The sequence below is a fragment of the Pseudarthrobacter sp. PvP090 genome, assembly GCF_040547365.1.
Lineage (GTDB): Bacteria > Actinomycetota > Actinomycetes > Actinomycetales > Micrococcaceae > Arthrobacter.
In genome coordinates, this window is record NZ_JBEPPO010000016.1 from 86287 (window position 1) to 109190 (window position 22904).

Genomic DNA, 22904 nt, shown 5'->3' on the forward strand with positions numbered 1-22904 from the left:
CGCACCGCAGGGCAGAATTGACACCATGTACCTGTTGCTCGCCGCCCACTCCGACGGCGCAGCCCTGCAGGAACTCACCGCGGACGGCGCTCCCCACCCGGCCACACCGGAACCGCGGACCGTGAGCGCCGCCGAACTGGCCGGCGTCGTGCGAGAACTCGAACAGCGGAGGCCGCGCTGGATCTGGCACCGCACCCAGGACTGGTACCCCGCCCTCCTCGCCGCCGGCGTCGAGCTGGAACGCTGCTACGACCTCACGTTGTGCGGTGCGATCCTTGCCCACTCCGAGTTCACCGCCCACACCGCGTATGCGCAGAACGCGGAGAAAATGGTCCAGGACGATGAGCTGCAGCCGCCGCGGGCGCTTCAGCCGCCTCCCCCGCCCGCCGACCAGGGCGCCCTGTTCGATGACCCGGGCCTGCGCACAGCACCCCGCCACAGCCCCAAGGACCTCCGCACCGAATTCGCCGCCCAGCAGGAAGCCCTCGGCCAGGCGGGCGGTGCCGGCGCCGAACGCCCCAGCGACAACCGCAGGCAGCGGCTCCAGCTGCTGCTCGCGGCCGAATCCGCCGGCGCCATGATCGCGGCGGAAATGCAGCACACGGGCGTGCCGTGGCGCGAGGAGCTGCATGAGCAGATCCTCGCCGACTACCTCGGCCCCCGCCCTCCCGTGGGCCACCGTCCGGCCAAGCTGGAGGCGCTCACCGCCGAGCTGCGGCAGCTGCTGAATTCCCCTTCGCTGAACCCGGACTCCCCGCAGGACCTCATGCGGGCGCTGCACCGGAACGGCATCGAAGTGAAGACCACCCGGCAGTGGGAGCTGAAGGAATCCAGCCACCCGGCGATCGAGCCGCTGCTGGCCTTCAAGAAGCTCTCCCGCCTGCACGCCGCCAATGGCTGGGCCTGGCTGGATGCCTGGGTGAAGGACGGCCGGTTCCAGCCGGAGTACGTGGTCGGCGGGGTCGTCTCCGGCCGCTGGGCCTCCCGCGGCGGCGGGGCGCTGCAGATTCCGCGCCAGATCCGCGGTGCCGTCCATGCCGATCCCGGCCACAAACTGATCGTCGCCGACGCCTCACAGCTGGAACCCCGGGTGCTCGTGGCGCTGGCGCAGGATTCCAAGATGGCCGAGGCCGCACGCGACAAGGACCTGTATGCCGGCATCGCCGCGCAGGGCTTCGGCGGGGACCGCGCCAAGGCCAAGGTGGCGCTGCTCGGCGCGATCTACGGGGCAACCACCGGCGAGTCCGGGCGCCTGATGCCGCAGCTGACCCGCACCTACCCGCGCGCCGTGGGCTTCGTCGAGCAGGCAGCCCGCGAGGGCGAGGCCGGCCGGACAGTCACCTCGCGGCTGGGCCGCAGCAGCCCGCCGCCGTCCGAGCGCTGGCGCCAGAGCCAGCAGTCGACCAGCGCCGAGGAAGAGCGCCGGGCCGATTCGATCGCCCGCTCGCGGGGCCGGTTCACCCGCAACTTTGTCGTCCAGGGTTCCGCTGCGGACTGGGCGGCCTGCTGGCTGGCGGAACTGCGACGCCGGCTCCGCGCCATGCGCGCGGACGGCGGCCCCGCCGGGGAACTGGTCTTCTTCCTGCACGACGAGGTCATGGTCCACTGCCCCGAGGCCGCGGTGGCCGACTGCATCCGGGCCATCGAGGAAGCCGCGAACGCCGCCAAGGAACTACTGTTCGGCAGGATCCCGGTGGAATTCCCGGTCAGCGTCGCGGTCGTGGACTCCTACGACAACGCCAAATAATCCTGCGGGGTCGCTCGCCGTAACGTACCCGCCGGTAGCGTTGTGCACCGCGTGTGACGGCGGTTACCCTCGATAGGGCCGGTCATTGATCCGACAATGCGCCGGCCATGCAACGACGCATAGATTTTTGGGGAGGCAGCACTTTGGCTGGCATTTTTGAGATCGCCGAGGCCGGCGGGAAGAAGTATTTCTTCAAGCTGACGGCATCCGACGGAACGGTGGTCGCCGTTTCACCGCTGTTCAACACGATCAAGGGCGCAGCCGCGGGCATCAACGCCGTGCGGGAGAACGCCGCGACCGGGCTGATCGTCGACAAGTCCCAGGCGCGCAGCAAGTCCATCGGCTCGCATCACGCTGCCATGAAGGTCTCCACGGGACCCGGCGCCCGGCTGGCCCCCAGCTAAATCCCGCCTCAGCCGTCGAGCCTGCTCCACGTGTCGACATCGAGCAGGCTCTCCCGGTCCCAGGGCACGGCCCACCCCAGCTGGTCGAAGAGCTGGTTAAGGATCATTCCGGTAAAGCCCCACACCACGACGTCGTTGACGGTAAAAGCCGGGCTCTGGAACGTCTGCCCCGCCCGGGTCACCGTGGCCATCACGCGGTTGTCCGGGTCCAGCAGATCCCGGACCGGGACGCGGAAGACCTGGGCGGACTCGCCGTAGTCCACCACCCGCACCGGCGACTGGGACGCCCACCAGCCCAGGACCGGGGTCACCAGGAAGTTCCCTCGGGGAAGGGCCAGTTCCGGCATCACGCCGAGGACCTCGACGCCGGCCGGGTCCAGCCCGGTTTCCTCCTCCGCTTCCCGCAGCGCGGCGTCGGTGACGGATTCGCCCGGGTCGATGCCGCCGCCGGGGAACGCGACCTGGCCCGGATGGTCCTCCAGGGTCTGGGCCCGCTGCAGCAGGAGGACGTCCAGATCGGCCGGGGCGAGGAGCTTGACCGAGGTCGCCGGGACGTCATCGAGGGAACCGAAAAGCATCAATACCGCCGCCCGTCGGACCCGGTCGCCGGGCTCGACGACGAGTTCCCGCCAGCGCGGGTCGGGGGACGGCGCCGTGCCGGCCTCAACCGCGGCGACCAGGTCGACGAGGTCCTGGCGGGCCGTCACAGCGGCTTCCTCTGGGATTCCATCCGGATTTCCGCGGCGCGGTGGGTCTCGGCGAGGAGCTTCGACAGCAGCTCCTCCTGCCCCGGGGCCAGCTCGTATTTCAGCAGCTTCTTCGCCTTCTCCGGGTCTGTCTCCCCCATCCCGTAGCTGGGGCACCAGTTCGCCACGGCGCAGGCGCCGCAGGCCGGCTTGCGGGAATGGCACACGCGCCGGCCGTGGAACACCACCCGGTGCGAGAGCATGGTCCAGTCCCGGGGCTCGAACAGTTCCGCGACGTCGGACTCGATCCGCACGGGGTCATCGGACTCGGTCCAGCCGAAGCGCCGGGCGAGCCTGCCGAAATGGGTGTCCACCGTGATCCCGGGGATGCCAAACGCGTTGCCGAGCACCACGTTCGCGGTCTTCCGCCCGACGCCGGGAAGCGTCACCAGGTCATCCAGCCGGCCCGGCACCTCGCCGTCGTACTCATCCACGAGCCGGTTGCACAGCGCCATGAGGTTCCGGGTCTTGGCGCGGAAGAACCCGGTCGGTTTGATGATGGCCTCCAGCTCGGCCGGATCCGCTTCGGCCATGCTCCGCGCGTCCGGGTACCGGGCGAACAGCAGGGGCGTGATCTGGTTGACTGTCACATCCGTGGTCTGGGCCGACAGCACAGTGGCCACCACCAGCTCGAACGGGCTGCGGAAGTCGAGTTCCGCGTGGGCATAAGGATACTGTTCCGCCAGCGCCTTGTTGATCCGGCGGGCGCGCCGCTTCAACCCCAGCAGCGACTCCCCCGCAGCGCGCGCGCCGGCGCTTTTGGTGCCCGCACTTTTCGGGCCCGCACTTTTTGGGCCCGCGCCCTTGATGCCCGCGCTCGTGATGCCGGGATCTTTCGGTCCCGCGCTTGTCGGGCTGGCCACGGCGCTGCCGGGGACTGCCGTGCTGGACTCGCTGGTCACGGGGTCTGGCTAGCCGCGTTCGATGTTGCTGAGGTCGCGGAGCACGCCCACGCGGCCGTCGGTGTGCTGGACCAGGAATTCGTGGCCCCGGTCCTCGAGGGCGAGCACCCATCCGCCGGGCTCGATCACGAAGGCCGCCACGCCGCTGTGTTCATCCAGGGCGGTGCGTGGCTGGGCGACGGCGAACCAGAATGCCTCGTGGGTCTGGACCTCGTGTTCCTCGGGGCGGCTTGCCGGGTCGACGGTGGCGCCGATCGGCTCCTGCTGGCGCACCTGCGGGTTCACCGTGGTGGGGGCGCTATTCGCGGCGGCTGCGGGAACCTCGGCGGCCCGGGTTTCCTCAGCTCCAGCGGCGGCCCGGGCCTGGGCATCCGGGAGTTGCTGGTCCGCAGGGGCCGTGGCACCGGGGGGCACGACGGCGGCGGCGGCCTGGGTTTGCTCGGCAGCAGACGGCTTCGGTGCGGTGGCGGCGGGCACGACACCCGCGACCTGCGTTTCCGGAGAGCTGACGACCGGCGTGGGCGCGGAGGCCCGGGCCGGTGCTTCCTGGGCGGCGGCCGGCGTCGCAGCCGCCGGGCGAGCTGCGGCGGCGCCGCCTGTTGGGGAGCCCGAAGTAGCGGCGGCGCCCGTTGCGGCTGCCGCACCGGCAGCACCGGCGGCGCCGGACTGTCCGCCCGGGGTCATCTTCTTCGCCCAGCCGGCGACGGCGCTGGTTCCGGCGGCCTTCGGGGCGGTCTCGTCCTTGGCCGGTTTCGGCGCTTTGGGGGCGCGCGGCTTGCGGACGGGGACCGCCGACTCGCGGGCCACGACGTGGGCGGGGACCTCTGCGCGGTCCAGGAAGTCCCCGGCGAAGAACGGAATCAGGCGGCCCAGCACGGTGGCCGCGAGGAGCCCGAGGGCGCCGACGAGGGCCAGCAACATGCTGGGGACATAGGCGCCCGCGACGGCCAGGAAAAAGAACGCGACAGCAAAGGACGCCACCACGGAGCCGAACTGGTCCACCGACAGGGAGCCGATGCGGAGCTTCGTTCCGGGGCTGAGGCGGCGCGCCACGAACAGGGCGGTAACAATCACCGGCAGCAGGATCCCGAGGCCGAGGAAGAAGAGGCTGCCCAGGTTCCAGAGGTTGTAGCGGACGGCAAACATCGGGATCAGCGAAGCCACAAAGAGAATCAGCGTCGAGCCGAACACCGTGAGGTCGCGGATGGTGAACGGCCCGAGGACCGCCTCGTTCTTCCTGCCGGCCGTCTTCCCGCTCGCCTTGTCCACCGTGAAACGGGGTGCGTCCCCGTAGCCGCCGGACCGGTCCGCGCCACCGTTGGCCTGGCTTTGGGCGGGCTGCTTAAGCTGCCCGTTTGTTTGCTCGTTCATTCGGTTCTCCTTAGCATGGCGGCACTCTGGACAGCACCGTCTAACGGCAGGCCGAGCGGGGACCGCAAGGGGTCCCGTCGCCTCCATCGGATGTCACAACTTCATCTCAGCCTAGTCAAGTGGCTGGCCGATCACTAGCTGACAAGCCGGGGACAGCGGGACCGAACCGGACCCTTTTTCCCGGTGCCGGCGGCTCCGTCGGCCGTCATTCCAGCACGAATGTGTGCATCGTCACGCCCTGGCCGTCGACGAGGATCAGCGTCAGCGGAACCGCGTCCGCGCCGGCCGGTACCGTGAATTCGTACGTCATCGGCGCAAGGTCGGCGGTGCAGGCCTTCTCCGCGGCCTGCTCGAAGCTGATGGACACCCGGTCGCGGGCGGTCGCGTCCATCCGGGCCGGGACGGCCGGGCAGCTGGAGCTTCCCCACAGGGTGACGCCGAACCGCCGGGGCTTCTCCATCCAGGTCGATGCCCGCTGCAAGGGCCCGCTGAATCTCATGATTTCCCCGATGTCATCTCCGGCAATGGCACCAGTGTGGCCGAAGCAGCCGGGCCGCACCAGAGCCCCGCAGGGCGCCCAACAACCATTCGGCGCTTAACAAACACCGCTCACGGTTCACTGTGTGACGCGGCACACGTTCGGAAGGGCGCAGGCGTTAGTGTGTATTTCGGAACAGCTCTTTGCGGTACGTCCGTGACCAGCCGATGCCCGATGACGCGCAAGCGGCCCGGCGTTGCGGCGGAACGGGGGTCCCGCGCAGCACGGATCGATGAATGATGAGGTTCACCATGTCCCAGCAGACCCCCGGCTCCACGACGACGCAGGCTCCCCTTGGCGACGCGTTTGAAAACCTGTCGCAGGAGGACCGCAAGTTCGCCCCTTCCCCCGAGTTCGCCGCCAACGCGGTGGTCACCGCCGCGGACTATGCCGAGGCCGACGCCGACCGGCCCGCCTTCTGGGCGAAGCAGGCCCGCGAGCTGCTGACCTGGAGCAAGGACTTCAGCCAGGCCCTGGACTGGTCCACGCCGCCGTTCGCCAAGTGGTTTGTCGGGGGCGAGATCAACGCCGCCTACAACGCGCTGGACCGCCACGTCGAGGCCGGCCACGGGGACCGCGTTGCCATCTACTTCGAGGGCGAACCCGGCGATACCCGCACCTACACGTACGCCCAGCTCACCGAGGAGGTCAAGAAGGCCGCCAACGCCTTCGAGTCCCTCGGCGTCGCCAAGGGCGACCGGGTGGCCGTCTACCTGCCGATGATTCCCGAGGCCGTCATCACGCTGCTGGCCTGCGCCCGGATCGGCGCCATCCACTCGGTGGTCTTCGGCGGCTTCTCCGCCGAGGCGCTGCGCTCCCGGATCGACGACGCCGAAGCCAAGCTCGTCGTCACCGCGGACGGCACCTACCGGCGCGGCAAGCCCAGTGCGCTCAAGCCCGCCGTCGACGAGGCCCTGTCCCACGAGGGAGACGGCAGCGGGCACACCGTGCAGAACGTCGTCGTCGTCAAGCGCAACGGCCAGAACGTCGACTGGCACGAGGGCCGCGACCACTGGTGGGCCGACACGGTCGGGACCGCCTCCGCCGAGCACACCGCCGTCGGGCATGACTCGGAGCACCCGCTCTTCATCCTGTACACCTCCGGCACCACCGGCAAGCCCAAGGGCATCCTGCACACCACCGGCGGCTACATCGCCCAGGGCGCCTACACGCACAAGGCCGTCTTCGACCTGCACCCCGAAACGGACGTGTACTGGTGCACCGCCGACGTCGGCTGGATCACCGGGCACTCCTACGTCGCCTACGCCCCGCTCATCAACGGCGCCACCCAGGTGATCTACGAGGGCACCCCGGACTCCCCGCACCAGGGCCGCTGGTGGGAGATCGTGGAGAAGTACAAGGTCTCCATCCTCTACACCGCCCCCACCGCCATCCGGACGTTCATGAAGTGGGGCAAGGAGATCCCGGCGAAGTCGGACCTTTCCTCGATCCGTGTCCTGGGCTCCGTCGGGGAGCCCATCAACCCCGAAGCGTGGATGTGGTACCGCGAGGTCATCGGCGGCAACGCCGGCAAGAACGGCGAGCGCAAGGAAAACCCGGCCCCGATCGTGGACACCTGGTGGCAGACCGAAACCGGCGCGCAGATGATCGCGCCGCTGCCCGGCGTGACGGCCACCAAGCCCGGCTCCGCCCAGGTCCCGCTGCCCGGCATTGCCGTGGACGTCGTGGACGAACTCGGCGAGTCCGTGCCCAACGGCTCCGGCGGCTACCTCGTAATCCGCGAACCGTGGCCGGCCATGCTGCGCGGCATCTGGGGCGACCCGGAGCGCTTCAAGGAAACCTACTGGTCCCGCTTCGAGACCATGTACTTCGCCGGGGACGGCGCCAAGAAGGACGAGGACGGCGACATCTGGCTGCTCGGCCGGGTCGATGACGTGATGAACATTTCCGGCCACCGGCTCTCCACCGCCGAAATCGAATCCGCCCTCGTGTCCCACCCCGCCGTCGCGGAAGCCGCCGTCGTGGGCGCCGCGGACGAGACCACCGGCCAGGCCGTCGTCGCCTTCGTGATCCTGCGCGGGGACGCCGTGGACACCGGCGACGCGATCGTCCAGGAACTCCGGAACCACGTCGGCAAGGAGATCGGGCCGATCGCCAAGCCCAAGACCATCCTCGTCGTCCCGGAACTGCCCAAGACCCGCTCCGGCAAGATCATGCGCCGCCTGCTCAAGGACGTCGCGGAAGGACGCGAAGTCGGCGACGCCACCACCCTGGCCGACAACACCGTGATGGCCCAGATCGCGCACTCGCTGAGGAAGTGAGCCTGCACCCGGCCCGGGCTGGGCAGGGTGCACATTGGCCCAGATGACTTTCTCCGTGTCGCGCCGGATCGCCGCGTCCGCGGAGGACGTCTGGGCGCTGCTTACCGATACCGGAAAGTGGCCGGCCTGGGGGCCGTCCATCACCGGCGTCGAGCCGGCCACCGCATCCGCAGGGTTTGCGGCGGGCAGCAGCGGCAGGGTCCGCAGCGTCCTGGGTGTGGCGCTGCCCTACATCGTGACGGCGTTTGAGCCCGGACGGTACTGGTCGTGGTCCGTCGCGGGGATCCCGGCCACCGGCCACCGGGTCATCCCGCAGGGCGGCGGCTGCCTCGTCACCTTCACGGTCCCGTGGTGGGCACCGGTCTACCTTCCGGTGTGTGCGCTGGCGCTGCGCCGGATTGAGCGGCTCGCGACGCGTTAGGAACTCAGCCGCCGGAGCAGGCCTCGACGAGGACCACCTCGAAACTGGTTGCTCCGGGGGTGGCGAATTTCGCGTTGACCAGGGCGAGAGTATTGCCGAACAGCGCCGCCGTCGTCGGGACGTCGAAGTTCTCGCTGGTGATGACTTCCTGCACTTCGCCTTTGCCCAGCGACCCGTTCAGTTCGATCCTGCTGACCTGGTTGAGGAAGTTCTGCACGGCCCAGAGGGTGCCGTTCCGGACGACGATGCCGTCCACGTTCGTCATGGGAACCGGGGCCCCGGAGGTGTCCGTGACCTTTATCAACTTGTTCGAGCCGTCGTCCGGGTCCACTAAGTAAAGGGCGCCGCGGCCGGTGTGGGCGACGATCAGCCGGTCGCCGTCGTCGGCGGTGGCGATGCCGTTGAGGTTGAACCCCTCGTCCACGGTGCCTGCGGGGGCCTCGAGCGCCAGGGCCCGGGCGTCGCCGGGCGTTCCGTCGCGGCCGATCGGGATCCGGTAAAGCTCACCGGCGCGGGAGTTGGTGAACCACGCGCCGTCGCGGGTCAGGGTGACGTCGTTGATGAAGCTGGCACCGGCCGGCGCGAGATCGTAGACCTTCACGGTTTTCTTCGTCTCCAGGTCATAGACGTAGGCCTGGCCGGTGGCACCGCCGGCGACGAAGAGCAGGTCGTTCTCCCGGTCGACCTTCATGCCGACGGCCGCCCGGCCCTCCGGCGCCGTGATGAACAGTTTTGCCTTGCCGTCGTCGATGTCTCCCCGGAAGATGTTCCCATTGGGCAGGTCGCCGGCGAAAAAAGTGCTGCCCTCCCCTGCGGCGATGCCTTCCGCGCCGGTGGCGCCGGGGAGGCTGATCACCGGGGTCCGGTCACCCCGGTCCGCGCGGTCGGCGGTCGCCAGGGGCGCCGGCACGAGGAACGCCGCAAGGGCGAGAATGCCCACAGCGAGCCTGCGGACTGGTTTTCCTAAATGATTGTTGCGCATGATGTGCTCCGAAATCGGGCTATCCGCGCGAGCTGACCGGTACGGGAGCTCCGCACGGTGGTCCTTTCAGTTTAGGCAGGCAGACCGGTGCAGGCCAGAGCCGCCGGGCCGCACCGCCCTTTCCCGGGGCGGTCATCTGCGCGCCTTTCCGCCGCCGGGGCGGCAGCCCGCAACGCAACGCGATACATTGGCTGGCATGAGCGAAACCACCTCCGCCGGCGCCGGCCGCGGCACCATCCTGGTCCTCAACGGACCCAACCTGAACCTGCTCGGCACCCGCGAACCCGAGAAATACGGCACCGCCACCCTGGCCGACGTCGAACAGCTCGCCAAGGACACCGGCGCGGCGCACGGACTCGACGTCGAGTGCTTCCAGTCGAACCACGAGGGTGCCCTCGTGGACGCGATCCATGCCGCGCGCGGCCGGGCCGTCGGCATCGTCATCAACGCCGGCGCCTACACGCACACCTCGGTGGCCATCCGGGACGCCATCTCCGCGGTGCAGCTGCCCGCCGTCGAGGTCCACATCACAAACGTCCACGCCCGCGAGGCGTTCCGGCACCATTCCTATCTCTCGGACATCAGCAAGGCCGTGATTGCCGGCGCAGGGATCCTGGGCTACCGGTTCGCCGTCGAGTACCTCGCCGGGCTGCAGGCCAGCCGGGACTGAGCATGTCCCCCGTTGATCCCGTCCGCGGGGACCAGGCGGCTGCCGAACCGGGCACCGGGGAACCGGCAACCGGGAAATCGGGGAGTGCGGAATCCGGCAGTGCGGAATCCGGCAGCGGGGAATCCGCCACGGCGCAGTGGTACCGGCGCTTCGGCACCGTCGACGCGCCCGGCAACTCCGACTGCTACGCCGAATGGTCGGTGGGCATCGCGGAGGACCCGGAGCTGCTCCGGCGGATCGACGAGTGGCCGTACAACAAGCGCCAGCCCCTGCTGATGCTCGCGGCCGCACGCTTCCTCGGCGCGCGGATCAGCCCCTACCCGGACTTCCGGTCGTTTCTGGACGCGCACTGGGAGGACGTCTCGCGGATCGTGCTCACCCGCGCCACCCAGACCAACGAGGCCGGGCGTTGCGCCACCCTGCTGCCGGCCCTGGCGCAGATCGCCAGCACCGGCGGGCGCCCGCTGGCGCTCATCGAAGTCGGGGCCTCGGCCGGGCTGGCACTGTTCCCCGACCGCTACGGCTACGAGTACGACGCCGGTCCCGTGGTCACACGGCTGGCCCCGGCCGGTGCCGCGGCCGGCAGTTATCCGGTCCTGGGCTGCACCGTCACCGGGCCGGTCCCGCTGCCGGCCGAGCTCCCGCGGGTGGTGTGGCGGGCGGGGATAGACCTCAATCCCCTCAACGTCCGGAATCCCGACGACGTCGCATGGCTGGAGGCGCTGATCTGGCCCGGGCAGGACTTCCGCCGCGAACGGCTGCGCCGGGCGATCGCCATTGCCCAGGCGGATCCGCCGCTCCTCGTGGCCGGGGACCTCAACGAGCAGCTCCCCGCCCTGGCAGCGCGGGCGCCGTCGGACGCCACCCTGGTGGTCTTCCACAGCGCAGTGATGGCCTACCTCGACGCGGACGCGCGTGACCGGTTCCGGGCCACCATGGCGCGGCTCGCCGTCGAACGCGGCTGCCACTGGCTGTCCAACGAAGGGCACACGGTGATCATCCAGGCGGACGGCTCCAGCGTGGTCCCCGAGATGGACGAGTCCCGGCTCCGCGGCCGGTTCCTGCTGCTGCACAACGGGAAGCCCACGGCGATCACCGGCCCGCACGGCCAAAGCCTGGAGTGGCTTTAGCGGGTTGCCGCCCGGGCTTCGGTGCGTGTCACTTCGGGGTGCCCGTCATTTCTGGATGCACTCGCCCGGGGAGACAGCGTCGCCAAGTGCCGGAGCCTGGGCGGCAACAGGTCCCAGATCCGCCATGGTGATGGCATAACCGAGCGAGGATTCGCCGGTCGCCTTCGCAAAAATCACTCCCGCCACCTGGCCGTCCGTGGTGAGCAGCGGACCTCCCGAGTTGCCCGGCTGGACGTCCCCGGCGATCCGGTACACGTCCTCCGGCGCGGGATTGTCGCCGTAGATATCCGGGACCAGCACCGTCGCAATGTCCTGCACCGTGGCCGGCTTCGACTGGAACGGGCCGCCATGGGGGTAGCCGGAAAACGCTGCCGGGCTGCCAGCGGGCAGGTCGGAGCTGAGCGGCAGCGGGGCGGAGCGCAGCCCGTCCACGGCCACCACCGCGAGGTCGTGCTGGGCGTCGAAATACACCACGCGCCCGGGCAGGGCGCCGCCGCCGGGAATCTCCACCACCGGTTCCGGCACGCCGGCGACCACATGGGCGTTCGTGACGACGCGGCCGGGCGACACCACGAACCCGGTTCCGGTCTGGTTCTGACCGCACTGGTAGGCGGTTCCCGCGATCTTCAGGACCGACGCCGCGGCCCGGTTCAGGGCCGGGGTGTCGGTGCTGGCGTCCGGGACCGCCACCGGCTGGCCCTGACCGATGCCCTCGAACAGCGTCGGGATGCCGTCGCCGATCACGGCGGACCGCAGCTGGGCCATGGAGGTTTTCAGCGGTACGGGGGTCGCGCCGTCGATGAAGCGGATCACCTTCGACTCGGCGAGCGGCTGGGAGACGAAGGGAACGCCGAGCGCCCCGATGCTGAAGGCCAGCATCGACATGACCAGGGCGGACACCACCACGTTCACGCCGCCGCCGGCCAGCCGGTCCACGGACCGGAGCGGACGGATCCGCACCACGCTGCGGATCCGGCGGCCGATCGCGGTGCCCAGGCCGTGCCCCAGGACCATGAGCAGCACGGCGGTGGCAATGATCGCTGTGAGGCGCCAGCCGCTGTCCTCGACCAGGCCGCTGACGATGGGGACGGAGACAAATGCCGCCACAGCGCCCGCGGCGAACCCGGCGATGCCGCCGACTGTGACCAGGAAGCCGTTGCGCACGCCGTGGAACAGGTAGGACAGCAGCGTCACGATCAACACGAGGTCCAAAATGGTCAAGCCGAACACCAAGGCTCCTTTAGGCAGGTAAGCCCCAATTCTACCGGCGCCGGCTGACAGTTTGCCGAGCGCGGCCGGAGCCCGGAACCGCCCCCCGCTCGCCCCCCGGCCACGACGTTTGGCGCGTTTCGGTGCCAAGTACGTCACAGACGCGCCAAAATTCTGAAACAATGGCTGAAGCGCCCCAGCCGACACAGTTTTAGTCAGGAGATTTCATGGATATCGAGGTATTGCGCCGCGCACCCCTTTTCGCCACGCTCGACGACGAGGCGTTCCGTCTGCTGACGGACGAACTCACCGAGGTGGACCTCTCACGCGGAGCCTCGGTATTCCGGGAAGGCGACCAGGGCGACCAGCTCTATTTCATCGTCTCCGGCAAGGTCAAGCTCGGACGCACGTCCCCGGACGGTCGGGAGTCGCTGCTCGCCATCCTCGGCCCGGGCGAGCTCTTCGGCGAGATGGCGCTGTTCGACCCGAGCCCGCGTACCGCCACGGCAACGGCCGTCTCGGAAACCCGCCTGGCCGGACTGAAGAATGAGAGCCTCAACGCCCTGCTGCGCACCCGCCCGGAGGTTTCGGCGCAGCTGCTGCAGGCCCTGGCCCGCCGCCTGCGCCGCACCAACGATTCCTTGTCCGACCTGGTCTTCTCCGACGTTCCCGGCCGTGTGGCCAAGGCGCTGCTGGACCTGGCGGACCGCTTCGGCCGGCCCGCGACCGACGGTGTCCTGGTGGCCCACGAGCTCACGCAGGAAGAACTGGCCCAGCTGGTCGGCGCCTCCCGTGAAACGGTCAACAAGGCCCTCGCCGAATTCGTGCAGCGCGGCTGGCTGCGCCTGGAGGCCCGCGCCGTCGTCATCCTCGACATGCAGCGCCTCCGCCAGCGCTCCCGCTAAGCCTGTTGAGCAACACACCGAAGGCCGGACCGTGAATACGGTGCCGGCCTTCGGTGGTTAACCCTGCCGCACGCCGCGCAGGGGGACATGCCCATTCCTGGTCTCCCCGCTCCCGGGACATGCCCATTCCTGGCAGCCATGAGTGGACACAACGCCATTATGTCCACCGGCCCGGCCCAGCGGGGGGCATGTCCAGCGGCGGAGTGGGGCGAGCGGAGGGCATGCTCATTTTTGTGCTCCGGAACCGCGGGACATGCCCATTCCTGGCAGCCATGAGTGGACACAATGCCATCATGTCCACCCGCACCGCCCAGCAGGGGGCATGTCCAGCGGCAGGGCGTCAGCGTTCGCGCTGGGGTTCTCCGGCGATGGTCTTGGCCGCCTCGACCTCGAGCATCAGCTGGCCGTCTTCCTCGACGAGCTTCGGCTGGTAGACGTGGGCCTTGCGCTTGTAGCTCAGGTAGGCGATGCAGCCGTTCGCGGCGGCCATCTTTTCGAGCATGATCTCGGAGCCGGGCACCAGCAGCTGGCCGAGGGTGAGCCCGGCCGTGTTCTCCTGGCCCACCTCATCGCCGAGCTCGGAGGTGTTCCGCCCCTCGATGACCTTGCGGGCGCACACCCAGCGACCCCACACACCCTTGCTGGCCAGCAACGACGGCTGCTGGTTCATCGGCACCGTGGCCGCGAAATAGCGGGTGTTGAAGCGGCGGTGCGCGAAGTCCGGGCTGAGCCAGTTGACCAGGGGCTTGAGCAGGTCCGTCCGCACCGAGAGTCCGCGTTTGGCGAGCACGTCAGTGAAGGACTTCTCCTGCTCGGCCACAGCCACGCGGGCCCGCATCCACTCGGCGCTCGACGTTGCCTCCACGGTCGTGGACAGGTCCGGGCCGGCCAGGAGGACGCCGGTCTCCTCGAACAGTTCACGAATGGCGCCCACCACATGGCGGCGCGCCAGGCCGACGTCGGCCGTCCCCATCTGCTCGGCCCAGTGCTGCGGCGAGGGGCCCAGCCAGCCGACGGCGTCGTCGTCGGAGGCCTCCAGAGAACCGCCAGGAAAGGCGAGCACACCCAGCGGAGAGGACCCGGGCCGGTAGCCCAGCCAGGTCTCCAGGCCCGTGGGCGAGTCGCGCAGCAGCACTACCGAGGAAGCGAACCGGGCCGCGCGGGGGGTCCGTTCGCCGTGTTCAAGCCAGCTTCGGGCCGCCCCCTCAAGATCGGGGGGGAGGGCAAACAGGCGTCGGGCTAACTGGGGCACGGGAAACTGACCTGCCTAGGCGAATTCGGCGATCAGTTCGACTTCGACCGGGGAGTCGAGGGGAAGCACGGCAACGCCGACGGCGGAGCGTGCGTGCTGGCCGGCGTCGCCGAGGACCCTGCCAAGCAGTTCGGACGCGCCGTTGATGACACCGGGCTGGCCGGTGAAGGACGGGTCGGAGGAGACGAACCCGACAACCTTGACGACCCGCGTGATGCGGTCCAGGTCGCCGATGACGCTCTTGATGGCTGCCAGGGCGTTGACGGCGCACACGGCGGCGTACTGCTTGGCGGCCTCCGGCGAGACCGTGGCCTCGTCCGAGGCGGCTTCGGTGCCGGAGGAGACCTTGCCGGTCGCTTCAAGCTTGCCGTTGATGAAGGGCAGCTGGCCGGAGGTGTAGACGTGGTTGCCGGAGATCACGGCGGGGACGTAGGCGGCGACCGGGGCGGCCACCTCCGGCAGGGCCAGGCCGAGCTCGGCCAGGCGCTGCTCGACGGCGGACGGCGCGCCCGCTTCGACGGTGCTGCCGGCCGGCGTTCCGGGGACGGCGGCCGCGCCCGGGGCGGCTGATGCGGGGGTGCTCATGGTTACTGTTTCTCCCGCTTCAGGTAGGCAACCAGGCCGTTTCCTTCGGGGCCAGGGACAACCTGGACAAGCTCCCAGCCGTCGTCACCCCACTGGTCCAAAATCTGCTTTGTGGCGTGGATAATGAGCGGAATCGTGGCGTACTCCCATTTGGTCATGAGCTAAAGCCTAGTCCTTGCCGGTAAAGTGGAAAACATGGCGACTGGTAAGAACCCTTTATTTGACACGGCCACCACCCTCGGAAAGATCCTTCTTTTCCTGGGCGTGAGCGCCATTTGTGGCGTCCTGGTGGCGGGGCTGCTGGTCCCTGCAGCCGCTGTTACCGGCAGCTCGGCAAGCGGGTCGATCAAGTTCTTCGAGACCCTGCCGGCCGAACTGCAGGTGGACCCGCCGAGCCAGTCGACGTCGATCCTGGCCTCCGACGGCAGCGTGATCGCCAACCTCTACGCCGAGAACCGCACCCGGGTCTCCCTCGACCAGATGTCGCCGTATATCAAGGACGCGGTCATCGCCATCGAAGACAGCCGCTTCTACGAGCACGGCGGCGTGGACACCACCGGCATCATGCGCGCCCTGGTCAGCACCGCCCGCGGCAACCGGCAGGGCGCGTCGACCATCACCCAGCAGTACGTCAACAACGTCATCAACTCCTCCCTCGAGGCCGAGGGCAAGAGCGACCAGGTCCTGCTGAACGGTGTGAACAAGGGCGTCGGCGACAAACTGCGGGAAATGAAGCTAGCCATCGCGCTGGAAAAGAAGTTCACCAAGGAGCAGATCCTTGAGGGCTACCTCAACATCGTGTTTTTCAACCGCGATGCCTACGGCATCGAAGCGGCCTCCAAGTTCTTCTTCAGCACCTCCGCCAAGGACCTGACCCTGCCGCAGGCGGCGCTGTTGGCCGGCCTGGTCAACAGCCCGTCCTTCTTCGATCCGATCAGCAACCCGGAGAACGCCAAATCCCGCCGCGACCTGGTGCTCCAGTCCATGCTCACCCAGGGCAAGATCCAGCAGGCCGACTACGACGCCGCCGTGGCCACACCGGTGGAAACGAAGGTCACGCCGGCGCGCCAGGGCTGCGCCTACTCCCCGACGGCCCCGTACTTCTGCGACTACGTGCTGCACCTGCTGCTGAACAACCCGGCCTACGGCGCCGACGCCAAGGAACGCGAGCGGAAGGTCTTCCGCGGCGGTCTGACCATCAAGACCACGCTGGACCCGAACGCCCAGGCCGTGGCGCAGGCCCAGGTTGAGGGCTCCGCCGGGGAGAACCCGGACAAATGGGGCGCCTCGCTGGTCTCCGTGCAGCCGGGCTCGGGCAAGATCATCTCGATGGCGCAGAACACGCAGTTCCTCGAGGCCGAAGGCAAGTTCAACAACGTCATCAACTTCAACGTCGACATGAAGGACGCCCAGGGCAATGACCTCGGCGGCCTGGGCGGTTTCCAGCCCGGTTCCACGATGAAGCCGTTTACCTTCGCCGCTTGGCTCAACGAGGGCAAGTCCATGAACACCGTCCTCAACGGCTCCGTCCGCCGGTACCCGCTGAACTACCGGTGGAAGAACACCTGCCCCACCGCGGTGGACGGCGCCTACAACACGGCGGAAAAGCGGCTCGGCGCCGCCGACGACCTGCAGAACGCCGAAGAGGGCTATTACAAGAACATGAGCGTCGTCGACGGCCTGGCGAACTCCATCAACACGATGACGTTCGCCACGGCGGCGGGGGTTGACCTCTGCGGCATCCAGAAGATCGTCGACGCCGCGGGAATCCACGCCGGTCAGACCAACGAGCCCGTTCCCATGACGCGGCTGTCCAACCTGATCGGTGCGACCCAGACCTCCCCGCTGACCATGGCCAGCGCGTTCGCCACCTTCGCGAACGACGGCAAGTACTGCGAGCCGATCGCCATTGAGTCGGTGACCGACGCGAGTGGCGCCCGGCTGCCGGCCCAGGCCACGAGCTGCCGCGATGCGATCAAGCCTGAAGTTGCCCGCGGTGTGAGCTACGCGCTGCAGGAAGTCCTGAACCGTGGTTCCGGCTCCCTGATCAAGCCGCGGATCTCCACCCGCACCAGCTTCCCGATTGCCGCCAAGACCGGCACCAACGACCCCAACAACTCCACCTGGGTGGTCGGCTTCACCAGCGGCCTGGCAACGGCGTCCTGGTTCGGCGATGCGCTGGGCGGCCAGGACCGTCCGGGACGCAACCTGACCTTGAACGGCCAGTTCTATAAGGCCATCGACGGCTACATGATCGCGGGCCCGCAGTTCTCGAACTACATGACGCAGGTGGCCCCGGCCTACGGCACCGAACCGTTCAAGGCCCCGCCGTCGAACCTGGTGAACGGCCCGGCGCCCGCGCCCAGGCCTTCAGCGCCGGCGACGACGGCACCGTCCACCTCGGCACCGACCGCCCCGGCGACGAGTGAGCCCGCCCCGCCGGGCCAGGACAAGAAGCAAGGCGAGTCCAACCGGTGACCGGACCTGACTCGATCGCAAGCCGCGCCCGAAGCATCGGGCGCGGCTTTGCCGTCACCGCCGCCGCCGGTGCCGTGGCCGGCGCCGCCGCCACCGCGTACGGGCTGTGGGAGAAAAACCAGTTCGTCCTGCGCGAAGAGTCCCTGCCGATCCTCCCGGCGGGCTTCGGTCCGATCCGCGTGCTGCACCTGAGCGACATCCACTTCGTGCCCGGCCAGCACCGGAAGGCGGCATGGCTGTCCTCGCTGGCGGAGCTGGAGCCGGACCTGGTCGTAAACACCGGCGATAACCTCAGCCATGTCAAGGCGGTGAAACCCCTGCTGGAGTCGCTGCGTCCGCTGATGCAGTTCCCTGGCGTCTTCGTTCCCGGCTCCAACGACTACTTTGCGCCGCGGCTGAAGAACCCGGCGTCGTACTTCCTGGGGCCGTCCTCGCACACCACGACGCAGACCCAGCTGGACTGGCCGCGGCTCCGCGCCGGCTTCGGCATGGGCGGCTGGGTGGACCTGACCAACCGCTGCCAGTCGCTCGTGATTAAGGGACTGCGCGTTGACTTTTCGGGCGTGGACGATCCGCACCTGGGCCTCGAACGGTACGCCGGCTGGCCCCGCGGCACCAAGGGCCAGGACACCAGACCGCACCTGCGGGTCGCCGTCATCCATGCCCCGTACCAGCGTGTCCTGGACCACTTCACCGGGGACGGCGCCGACCTGTTGCTGGCGGGCCACACCCACGGCGGCCAGATCTGCGTTCCGGGCTTCGGGGCCCTCGTGGCCAACTGCGATCTCCCGACCTGGCGCGCCAAAGGCCTGCACGACTGGGAAAGCCACGGACGCACGACGCCGGTGAACGTGTCCGGCGGCATCGGCACGTCGCGCTTCGCCCCGGTCCGGATCGCCTGCAAGCCCGAGGCTGTACTGCTCACGCTCACTGCGCGTTCCTAAGCCTGCCCCTCCCCCGGCACCACGGGACATGCCCTCCGCTGCGCGCCACGGTTGGACATAGTGGGCTCATGTCCACTCGCCGCGGCCAAAGCTGGACATGTCCCGCGGGCAGCGGCGCGCCGGGCGGCCATTGCGGAATGTAATTACTGGGCGAGATCCTGATGCTGTCACTTTTCATGTGAACCCGGTCACCGGATGACCTAGGGTAGTTGCTACAGGAAACTACATCCAGTTGCGTTAGATATCCGCACGTGCGTTTGAAGAAGCAGGCATGGCCAAGCAGACCTCATTTTTCGCCTCCATCAGCCGTCTCTATCCCCACGTCAGGCCGATCATTCCGCGGCTCGTCATGGGACTGCTCTGCGCCCTGCTCGCCAGCGTGGTGGCCCTGACCATCCCCCAAGTGCTGCGGGTGCTGGTCAACGAGTCGCTCCAGCCCGGCGGCAGCGCGGACGCGGTCTGGATCGCGTCCCTCATCATCCTGGGCCTGGGCATCGCCGAAGCCGGCCTCGTGGCCCTGCGCCGGCAGTTCGTGATCAACCCCGCCACCACGGTCGAGACCCGGATGCGGGTGTCCCTCTACGACCATCTGCAGGACCTGACGGTCTCCTTCCACGACCGCTGGGGCTCGGGACAGCTGCTCTCCCGCGCCATGACGGACCTGAACTTCCTGCGCCGCTGGATGGCGTTCGGCGCCATCATGCTGGTGGTGACCACCCTGACCGTCGTGATCGGCGTCGTCGTGATGTTCACAATGAGCTGGCAGCTGGCGCTGATCTTCCTCGCCGCCGCCGTGCCGATCATGATCTACGGCTTCCGGTTCCGCACCCGCTTCAGCAAAGTGGCACGCCGCAGCCAGGACCAGGCCGGCGACCTCGCCACCACGGTCGAGGAATCCGTCCACGGGATCCGCGTGCTCAAAGCCTTCGGCCGCAGCCGCGAGGCACTGGAGAACTTCAACGAACAGGCCGAGGAGCTCCGCCAGACCGAGATCGTCAAGGCCAAGCACCTCGCGACGTTCAGCCTCGTGGTCACCCTCCTGCCCGAGCTGGCCCTCGGCGCCGGGCTCGTCGTCGGCGTCATGCTGGCCTCCACCGGCGAGCTGAGCATCGGCGCCCTCGTCGCGTTCTTCGCCACCGCCGCCGTGATCGCCACCCCGGTGGAGTTCTGCGGCATGCTGCTGGCCATGGCCCTCACCGCCAAGTCCGCCGTGGACCGGCACTTCGAGGTCATGGACTCGGCGAACACCATCACCAGCCCCGAAAACCCCCGCCGCCCCGCCGAGCTACGGGGCGCCGTCACCTTCAACACCGTAACCTTCGCCTACGAGGACGCCCCGGACAAGCCGATCCTCAGGGACATCAACCTGGACATCAGTCCCGGCGAAACCATGGCACTCGTCGGAATCACCGGCAGCGGCAAAAGCGCCCTGCTCCAGCTGGTCCCCCGGCTCTACGAGGTCACCGACGGGTCCATCACCATCGACGGGGTGGACCTGCGCGAGTTCAGCGTCGAGGAGCTCCGCACGGTCGTCGCCGTCGCGTTCGAGGACACCACCCTGTTCTCCAGCTCGGTCCGCGACAACGTGATGCTCGGCGCCCCGGCCGGCCTCCCGCCCGAACGACGCGAGGCCGCCCTCGAGGAGGCGCTCGACGTCGCCCAGGCCCACTTCGCCTACTCGCTCCCGGCCGGGCTGGACACCCTGATCGGCGAGGAAGGGCTCAGCCTCTCCGGCGGCCAGCGGCAGCGCATCGCCCTGGCCCGGGCCATCGCCGCCCGGCCCAAGGTCCTGGTCCTGGACGATCCGCTCTCCGCCCTGGACGTCCACACCGAGGAACTCGTCGAGACCAGGCTGCGGGAGGTGCTCTCCGACACCACGACCCTGATCGTGGCGCACCGGCCCTCCACCGTGGCCCTCGCGGACCGGGTGGCGCTGCTGGAGGACGGCCGGATCACCGCGGTGGGCACCCACACCGAACTCCTCGCGGTAAACCGCCACTACCGCTACGTGATCGCCAGCCTCGACCCGGAACCGCGGGACCTGGACTCCCATCTGCTGGACTCCGAACTGTCAGGCCTCAACGCCGAGGAGGTGTCCCGATGAGCAGCGCAACGTTCGGCACCGCAAACGAGGACAACGCCCACCTGTCCAAGAGCGAGAGCAAGACCGTCCGGCGCCGCTCCCTGGCCCTGCTGGGCTCGCTCATCCGCCCGGTCCGCCGGCGGTTCTGGCTGACCATCGCCGCGGTCGTGCTGTCCCAGGCGGCGCGGGTCGCCGGGCCCGCGCTGATCGCCTTCGGCATCGACCGGGCCCTGCCCGCCCTGAGCGCCGGCGACAACCTCCCCCTGCTGCTCACCGGCGCCGCCTACCTGGCCGCCGCCGTCGCGACGGCGTGCCTCACCGCCCTGTATGTGACGTCGACGGCGAGGCTGAGCCAGGCGATGCTGCTGGACCTGCGCGTCCGGGTTTTCCGGCACACCCAGCGGCTCAGCCTGGAATTCCACGAAAAATACACCTCGGGGCGCATCATCGCCCGGCAGACCTCGGACCTGGAGGCGCTGCGCGAACTCCTGGACTCCGGGATCAGCTCGCTGGCCTCCGGGATGCTGTTCATGGTGTTCACGGCCGTGACGGTGTTCGCCCTTGATTGGCGCAGCGGGCTCCTGGTCCTCGCCGCCGGCGTGCCGATGTACTTCCTGGCCCGCTGGTACCAGAAGCACTCCCAGATCGCGTTCCGCGAATCCCGCGTCGTCTCGGCCCGGCTGATTGTGCACTTCGTCGAAACCATGACCGGCATCCGCGCGGTCAAGGCCTTCCGCAAGGAACGCGAAAACGCCGCACGTTACGCCGAACTCGCCGAGGACTACCGCCACGTCACAGTCCGCTCCATCAACCTCAACGGCATCTTCCAGCCCGGCCTGGTGCTGATCGGCAACGTCTGCGTCGCCGTCGTCCTGCTCTTCGGCGGCTTCCGGGTGCTCGACGGCGACCTGGCCGTCGGGGTGCTGCTGGCCCTGATCCTGTCCACCAAGCGCTTCTTCCAGCCCGTGGACCAGATGGCCATGTTCTACAACTCCTTCCAGAGCGCCCAGGCCGCGCTGGAGAAGGTCTCCGGGCTGCTCGAGGAGGTCCCCACCGTCCGGCCGCCCAAGAACCCGGTGGCGCTGCACGACGCCAAGGGAACCATCGACTTCAAGGGCGTCGAATTCCGCTACGGCGACGGCCCGGTCATCATCCCCACCATGGACCTGCACATCCCCGCCGGCCAGACCGTGGCGCTGGTGGGCCAGACCGGCGCCGGCAAGTCCACCTTCGCCAAGCTGATCGCCCGCTTCTACGACGTCTCCGCCGGCTCCCTCACGCTCGACGGCGTGGACCTGCGGGAGCTGGCGACGGCGGATCTGCGCCGGAACGTCGTCATGGTCACCCAGGAGGCCTTCCTGTTCAGCGGCTCCGTCGCGGACAACATCGCCCTGGGCCGGCCCGGGGCCTCCCGCGAGGAGATCGAGGCCGCCGCCAGGGCCGTGGGGGCCCACGACTTCATCCGGGAGCTCCCCGAAGGCTACGACACGGACGTCAACAAGCGCGGCGGCCGGGTCTCCGCCGGGCAGCGCCAGCTGATCAGCTTCGCCCGCGCCTTCCTGGCCCGGCCAGCTGTGCTGATTCTGGACGAGGCGACGTCCTCGCTGGACATCCCGTCCGAGCGGCTCGTGCAGGTCGGCCTCGCCGGGCTGCTGCAGGGAATCGGCGCCGACAGCGGCCGGACCGCCCTCATCATCGCGCACCGCCTGTCCACGGTGGAGACAGCCGACCGGGTCCTCGTGGTCCACGACGGGCGGATTGTCGAGGACGGCACCCCGGAGCAGCTGATCGGCGGCGGCGGCCGCTTCGCACAGCTGCACGGGGCCTGGAAGGATTCTCTGGTCTGAGTCCCCCGGGGCTGCGCGCCGTGTGTTGCGGGGGCGCCTGCGGCCCGATTTCGCATCCGGGGCCCTGATCGGATACTCTTGTGAAGTTGCTTTTGAAGTAACGGATCGGGATGTGGCGCAGCTTGGTAGCGCGCGTCGTTCGGGACGACGAGGTCGCAGGTTCAAATCCTGTCATCCCGACCAATCAAGAAGAGGGCCTTCCAGCTGGAAGGCCCTCTTTTTGTGCGCCCGGCCTCCGGCAGGGTCCACGGGCGGGCGGGAGGCCCGCCGTCGAACCCCCGTCGATTGCTCCACTACTGCCGTTTTGACGCACTGTCATGTCTCAGTACCTCGTGGACAGTTGATGTCTCAGCACTTCGTGGACGTTTCCTGTCTCAGCACTTCGTGGACGTTTGGTTGGCCATGAAG

General features: G+C 68.9%; 20 protein-coding genes and 1 tRNA gene. 12 read left to right on the plus strand and 9 right to left on the minus strand.

Going from position 1 to position 22904, the window contains the following annotated elements; genetic code table 11:
• Positions 1-25 precede the first annotated feature (25 nt).
• Both ABIC21_RS17570 and ABIC21_RS17575 read left to right on the plus strand, forming a co-directional pair.
• Positions 26-1747, plus strand: coding sequence for a bifunctional 3'-5' exonuclease/DNA polymerase (locus ABIC21_RS17570; protein WP_354351664.1), 1722 nt, complete (start codon positions 26-28; stop codon positions 1745-1747).
• Positions 1748-1890: 143 nt separating this feature from the next.
• The gene (locus tag ABIC21_RS17575; protein WP_354351665.1) at positions 1891-2151 is read left to right on the plus strand and encodes a YegP family protein; all 261 of its coding nucleotides are present in this window, start codon (positions 1891-1893) and stop codon (positions 2149-2151) included.
• A gap of 8 nt (positions 2152-2159) precedes the next feature.
• Here ABIC21_RS17575 and ABIC21_RS17580 read toward each other — a convergent pair whose 3' ends face one another.
• The 4 genes from ABIC21_RS17580 to ABIC21_RS17595 all read right to left on the minus strand — a co-directional run bounded on the left by ABIC21_RS17580 (position 2160) and on the right by ABIC21_RS17595 (position 5669).
• Positions 2160-2858, minus strand: a complete 699-nt coding sequence (locus tag ABIC21_RS17580) for an NUDIX hydrolase (protein WP_354351666.1) — start codon at positions 2856-2858, stop codon at positions 2160-2162.
• Positions 2855-3625: an endonuclease III gene (nth, locus tag ABIC21_RS17585; RefSeq protein WP_354351684.1), complete on the minus strand. Its 771-nt coding sequence runs from the start codon at positions 3623-3625 to the stop codon at positions 2855-2857. The genes ABIC21_RS17580 and nth overlap by 4 nt, the downstream gene beginning before the upstream one ends.
• 183 nt (positions 3626-3808) lie before the next feature.
• The gene (locus ABIC21_RS17590; protein ID WP_354351667.1) at positions 3809-5170 is read right to left on the minus strand and encodes a hypothetical protein; all 1362 of its coding nucleotides are present in this window, start codon (positions 5168-5170) and stop codon (positions 3809-3811) included.
• Positions 5171-5375: 205 nt separating this feature from the next.
• Positions 5376-5669 carry a hypothetical protein gene (locus tag ABIC21_RS17595; RefSeq protein WP_354351668.1) on the minus strand — a complete coding sequence of 98 codons (294 nt, stop codon included), beginning with the start codon at positions 5667-5669 and terminating at the stop codon, positions 5376-5378.
• A gap of 290 nt (positions 5670-5959) precedes the next feature.
• Between ABIC21_RS17595 and acs the strand changes: the two genes are divergently transcribed.
• Both acs and ABIC21_RS17605 read left to right on the plus strand, forming a co-directional pair.
• A complete protein-coding gene (gene acs, locus ABIC21_RS17600; RefSeq protein ID WP_354351685.1) occupies positions 5960-7990 on the plus strand; it encodes an acetate--CoA ligase in 2031 nt (676 codons plus the stop codon).
• 43 nt (positions 7991-8033) lie between these two features.
• Positions 8034-8411 (plus strand): SRPBCC family protein, encoded by a 378-nt coding sequence (locus ABIC21_RS17605; RefSeq protein WP_354351669.1) that lies wholly within the window; start codon positions 8034-8036, stop codon positions 8409-8411.
• Between the two features lie 4 nt (positions 8412-8415).
• Here ABIC21_RS17605 and ABIC21_RS17610 read toward each other — a convergent pair whose 3' ends face one another.
• Complete coding sequence (locus ABIC21_RS17610; RefSeq protein ID WP_354351670.1) at positions 8416-9393, minus strand: SMP-30/gluconolactonase/LRE family protein; 978 nt, start codon at positions 9391-9393, stop codon at positions 8416-8418.
• Between the two features lie 196 nt (positions 9394-9589).
• Here ABIC21_RS17610 and aroQ point away from each other — a divergent pair, with 196 nt between their 5' ends.
• Both aroQ and ABIC21_RS17620 read left to right on the plus strand, forming a co-directional pair.
• Complete coding sequence (gene aroQ, locus ABIC21_RS17615) at positions 9590-10063, plus strand: type II 3-dehydroquinate dehydratase (protein WP_354351671.1); 474 nt, start codon at positions 9590-9592, stop codon at positions 10061-10063.
• 2 nt (positions 10064-10065) lie between these two features.
• Positions 10066-11193, plus strand: a complete 1128-nt coding sequence (locus ABIC21_RS17620) for a DUF2332 domain-containing protein (protein ID WP_354351672.1) — start codon at positions 10066-10068, stop codon at positions 11191-11193.
• A gap of 45 nt (positions 11194-11238) precedes the next feature.
• Here the strand turns inward: ABIC21_RS17620 and ABIC21_RS17625 are convergent, their stop codons facing one another.
• A complete protein-coding gene (locus tag ABIC21_RS17625; RefSeq protein ID WP_354351673.1) occupies positions 11239-12423 on the minus strand; it encodes a MarP family serine protease in 1185 nt (394 codons plus the stop codon).
• A gap of 206 nt (positions 12424-12629) precedes the next feature.
• Here ABIC21_RS17625 and ABIC21_RS17630 point away from each other — a divergent pair, with 206 nt between their 5' ends.
• Positions 12630-13307, plus strand: a complete 678-nt coding sequence (locus ABIC21_RS17630) for a Crp/Fnr family transcriptional regulator (RefSeq protein ID WP_011693220.1) — start codon at positions 12630-12632, stop codon at positions 13305-13307.
• 340 nt (positions 13308-13647) lie between these two features.
• Here the strand turns inward: ABIC21_RS17630 and ABIC21_RS17635 are convergent, their stop codons facing one another.
• Genes ABIC21_RS17635 through sp36 form a run of 3 tightly spaced genes read right to left on the minus strand, consistent with a single transcriptional unit; the run spans position 13648 to position 15302 of the window.
• Positions 13648-14559, minus strand: a complete 912-nt coding sequence (locus ABIC21_RS17635; protein ID WP_354351674.1) for an NUDIX hydrolase — start codon at positions 14557-14559, stop codon at positions 13648-13650.
• Between the two features lie 15 nt (positions 14560-14574).
• A complete protein-coding gene (locus tag ABIC21_RS17640; protein WP_354351675.1) occupies positions 14575-15144 on the minus strand; it encodes a RidA family protein in 570 nt (189 codons plus the stop codon).
• Between the two features lie 2 nt (positions 15145-15146).
• Positions 15147-15302: a Sp36 family protein gene (sp36, locus tag ABIC21_RS17645; protein ID WP_144671455.1), complete on the minus strand. Its 156-nt coding sequence runs from the start codon at positions 15300-15302 to the stop codon at positions 15147-15149.
• Positions 15303-15339: 37 nt separating this feature from the next.
• On the opposite strand from sp36, the gene ABIC21_RS17650 reads away from it, so the two are divergent.
• From ABIC21_RS17650 to ABIC21_RS17670, 5 genes are all read left to right on the plus strand, one after another.
• Entirely contained in the window at positions 15340-17622 is a 2283-nt protein-coding gene (locus ABIC21_RS17650; RefSeq protein ID WP_354351676.1) for a transglycosylase domain-containing protein, read from the plus strand.
• The gene (locus ABIC21_RS17655; protein WP_354351677.1) at positions 17619-18566 is read left to right on the plus strand and encodes a metallophosphoesterase; all 948 of its coding nucleotides are present in this window, start codon (positions 17619-17621) and stop codon (positions 18564-18566) included. Before ABIC21_RS17650 ends, ABIC21_RS17655 begins: the two co-directional genes overlap by 4 nt.
• 271 nt (positions 18567-18837) lie before the next feature.
• Positions 18838-20670 (plus strand): ABC transporter ATP-binding protein, encoded by a 1833-nt coding sequence (locus tag ABIC21_RS17660; protein ID WP_354351678.1) that lies wholly within the window; start codon positions 18838-18840, stop codon positions 20668-20670.
• Entirely contained in the window at positions 20667-22496 is a 1830-nt protein-coding gene (locus tag ABIC21_RS17665) for an ABC transporter ATP-binding protein (protein ID WP_354351679.1), read from the plus strand. Before ABIC21_RS17660 ends, ABIC21_RS17665 begins: the two co-directional genes overlap by 4 nt.
• Positions 22497-22602: 106 nt before the next feature.
• A tRNA-Pro gene (locus tag ABIC21_RS17670) sits at positions 22603-22679 on the plus strand.
• Positions 22680-22904 lie beyond the last annotated feature (225 nt).

Coding starts and splice junctions, on each gene's coding strand:
- ABIC21_RS17610 (WP_354351670.1), bottom strand. CDS start 9,393: ATGCGCAACAATCATTTAGGAAAACCAGTCCGCAGGCTCGCTGTGGGC.
- ABIC21_RS17660 (WP_354351678.1), top strand. CDS start 18,838: ATGGCCAAGCAGACCTCATTTTTCGCCTCCATCAGCCGTCTCTATCCC.
- ABIC21_RS17590 (WP_354351667.1), bottom strand. CDS start 5,170: ATGAACGAGCAAACAAACGGGCAGCTTAAGCAGCCCGCCCAAAGCCAG.
- ABIC21_RS17640 (WP_354351675.1), bottom strand. CDS start 15,144: ATGAGCACCCCCGCATCAGCCGCCCCGGGCGCGGCCGCCGTCCCCGGA.
- aroQ (WP_354351671.1), top strand. CDS start 9,590: ATGAGCGAAACCACCTCCGCCGGCGCCGGCCGCGGCACCATCCTGGTC.
- ABIC21_RS17595 (WP_354351668.1), bottom strand. CDS start 5,669: ATGAGATTCAGCGGGCCCTTGCAGCGGGCATCGACCTGGATGGAGAAG.
- ABIC21_RS17570 (WP_354351664.1), top strand. CDS start 26: ATGTACCTGTTGCTCGCCGCCCACTCCGACGGCGCAGCCCTGCAGGAA.
- ABIC21_RS17620 (WP_354351672.1), top strand. CDS start 10,066: ATGTCCCCCGTTGATCCCGTCCGCGGGGACCAGGCGGCTGCCGAACCG.
- ABIC21_RS17650 (WP_354351676.1), top strand. CDS start 15,340: ATGGCGACTGGTAAGAACCCTTTATTTGACACGGCCACCACCCTCGGA.
- acs (WP_354351685.1), top strand. CDS start 5,960: ATGTCCCAGCAGACCCCCGGCTCCACGACGACGCAGGCTCCCCTTGGC.
- sp36 (WP_144671455.1), bottom strand. CDS start 15,302: ATGACCAAATGGGAGTACGCCACGATTCCGCTCATTATCCACGCCACA.
- ABIC21_RS17605 (WP_354351669.1), top strand. CDS start 8,034: ATGACTTTCTCCGTGTCGCGCCGGATCGCCGCGTCCGCGGAGGACGTC.
- ABIC21_RS17630 (WP_011693220.1), top strand. CDS start 12,630: ATGGATATCGAGGTATTGCGCCGCGCACCCCTTTTCGCCACGCTCGAC.
- ABIC21_RS17665 (WP_354351679.1), top strand. CDS start 20,667: ATGAGCAGCGCAACGTTCGGCACCGCAAACGAGGACAACGCCCACCTG.